This window comes from Ferrithrix thermotolerans DSM 19514, assembly GCF_900128965.1.
GTDB classification, from domain to species: Bacteria; Actinomycetota; Acidimicrobiia; order Acidimicrobiales; family Acidimicrobiaceae; genus Ferrithrix; species Ferrithrix thermotolerans.
This window is the reverse complement of sequence record NZ_FQUL01000077.1, coordinates 1-2395: the sequence shown is the minus strand read 5'-3', so window position 1 is coordinate 2395 and position 2395 is coordinate 1. Positions and strand designations below refer to the sequence as shown.

The 2395-nt window shown below is 50.3% G+C and carries 1 protein-coding gene; it reads right to left on the bottom strand.

The window, feature by feature from the left end; all coding sequences use genetic code 11:
* Positions 1–579: 579 nt before the first annotated feature.
* Positions 580–2340 carry an outer membrane protein assembly factor BamB family protein gene (locus BUA24_RS11610; protein ID WP_084660474.1) on the bottom strand — a complete coding sequence of 587 codons (1761 nt, stop codon included), beginning with the start codon at positions 2338–2340 and terminating at the stop codon, positions 580–582.
* Positions 2341–2395: the final 55 nt, after the last annotated feature.

The window sequence follows — 2395 nt, the reverse complement described above, 5'->3', positions numbered from 1 at the left end:
AGCAAATCAATTCACTCGTGGAATTTGCACAACTATCGGGACACAACCTGTTCAGGGAATTAGGGCCTAGACTCAACCAACTTTCAAAGTCACAGAGAGCTGACTGGACTGGATAGTGCTAGACGAGCTAGAAGGGTCCCGGCTATGATTCGTTATGGCAGGTTCGAGCAAAGTCAGGCCCAACGTCGTGGAAACGAGCTGAATCAAACGCTCGCCTCGCCGACACGTAAGTCTCTGGATCGAGCTACCCTTACCATCTATAGAGTCCCATTTCACTGTGGGCAGATCAACTTGTCAGCTTCGTGGTTAGGTGATGTTAGGGTTGACTAATTGAGGAGACCTTAACACATCGATGTCTCTGAGTTGAAAAGACATAGTAGCGCTCACCTTTACGTGAGAATGAGCGAAAAGAACTCTCCAGATCAGTACACAAACGATAGTCTGACGATTAAGTACAAGCTCGACCTGTCTGACACATCATCTCGTGCTCAACAGGTCGAGCGCTCGTCGTGAGATCGATCTAGATCACGTACAGATCTGTCTAATGCCTATAGAGTCGGTGTCCCTTTAGTCGTTTCATTACGAAAGATTCACACCTGGATAGATCTTAGAGAGAGGAATGGCCTGGATCCAGTCGTAAGAGTTCCCAAGATACATGGTTCCTCCGACTATGACAGGATTCACTATCCCGAACCTTCCCCCTGGAGTGTAGGTTCCCAGCTCCTGTCCATTCGTTGGATTGACGGCATAGATAGTCGGTCCCGCAGCGATCCATAGTACTCCGTAAGCTAAAACAGCGTTACCCCTACCGGCTCCGGCCGGACCAGAGTTTGCAAATGAGAACGTCCAAAGGATTTTGCCAGTAAATTCATCGAGGGCGTAAAGCATCGATGTAACGGGGGAACCAACATAAACAACGCCATTTTGAATTAGGGCCATACCACTCTTATACGCCGGCGGAGCACTCCCTCGGCCGAGGTCAGTCGACCATAAAATGTTGCCGGTGTCGGCGTTCATCGCATACACCGCGAGATCGGTCGTCTTGTTAGCCATATCAAAATTTACGACGGAGTCTTTAATCACTACCCCGTTCGCCTGGTCAACCGCAGGAGAGTTATCTCCCATTCCGGTGTTAAAGATGTTCAAGGTAGTTGGCTGGACCCACTCTATCGCACCCGTTACGGCATTCACAGCGACTACGTGATTCGCGTCTGAAGTTCCCAGAATAATGGGGGCCTGCTTCGTAGAGGGGTTTACATAGAGATTTGGACTTGACATCGAGTCAAATCCTCCCAAAGCAGTCTTCCACACCAGAGCTCCACTTTGCGCGTTCAATGCCCAAAGATTTCCTCCTCCGGTCGGTTCATATACAGTGTTGTTATACAGAATCGGAGTTGGCATTGCATTTCCCCTGAAGTCTTGCCTCCACAGCATTATTCCTGTCGTTGCGTTAAATGCATAGAGGGACGAGTACAAGAGCCCCCGGACAAGCAAAGCGGTTCCTCCACAAAGCTGATACTTTAGGACTTGAGAGAATGAGAAGCCAGTGTCTCCAGTTGTTACATAGACGACGTTTCCCGATACTATCGGATCACCCATCAGAGAATTATTCAGTGGTCCAACCTGCCAGATAAGAGCACCTGTTTGCGCGTTCAAAGCATATAAGTGATAGTCGTCGCTCTCAGCGTAGATAACTCCGTTCACCGCAGTTACCCCCAAGGCATTACCGAGGTACTGGGTGAGCTTGACTGGTGCGTTCCTTGGTCCCAAGTTGGCCAGATCAGGAAAGCTTGCATTGAGCGGTACCGCTGCTTGCTCGGCAAAGTTCCACGATACTCCTTGCTTCATCCACGCAGGAGCGGTACTAGATACAGGGAAAAAGGACTCGTGGTTCGATGCTCCTTCATTCATCGTCCAAGAGGAAGGGAAGGAGGAGGCGTCTAAACCTTGCGGAATCGCTGGCGCCACAATGTTTAGGATTTGAGTTCTAATCTCATGGGCTGATCCACTTATCCTGGTCACCTGGTAACCCATTTGCGTAAGCCTGTCCTGTATCTTTACGCTGATCGCGCTGTCGTCACCCACGATATACACCGTCGGCTTACCTGGCTGGGGTTGGAACGGCTGTATCGTCCCGGTTGGAGCTACCTGAGGTACAGTCATGTCTGATAGGGCCTGCAGGGTTTCAGCACCTATGTGCTGAGAGTTTTCTGTAAGCAACAACACCCCTGACATCTTGGTTGCCAGAGCCTGTCCTAGCTGGACAGCCCCTGCTTGAGACGGATTCCCTGAACATAGGACAACGGTTGACGTACCACCTGGAAACAGACGCTCTGCCATCGCCGGGTTGTGTGCCTAAAGTTGTGCAAATAGGCCATAGAGTCTTTGGAACTGT

Coding starts and splice junctions, on each gene's coding strand:
- BUA24_RS11610 (WP_084660474.1), bottom strand. CDS start 2,340: ATGGCAGAGCGTCTGTTTCCAGGTGGTACGTCAACCGTTGTCCTATGT.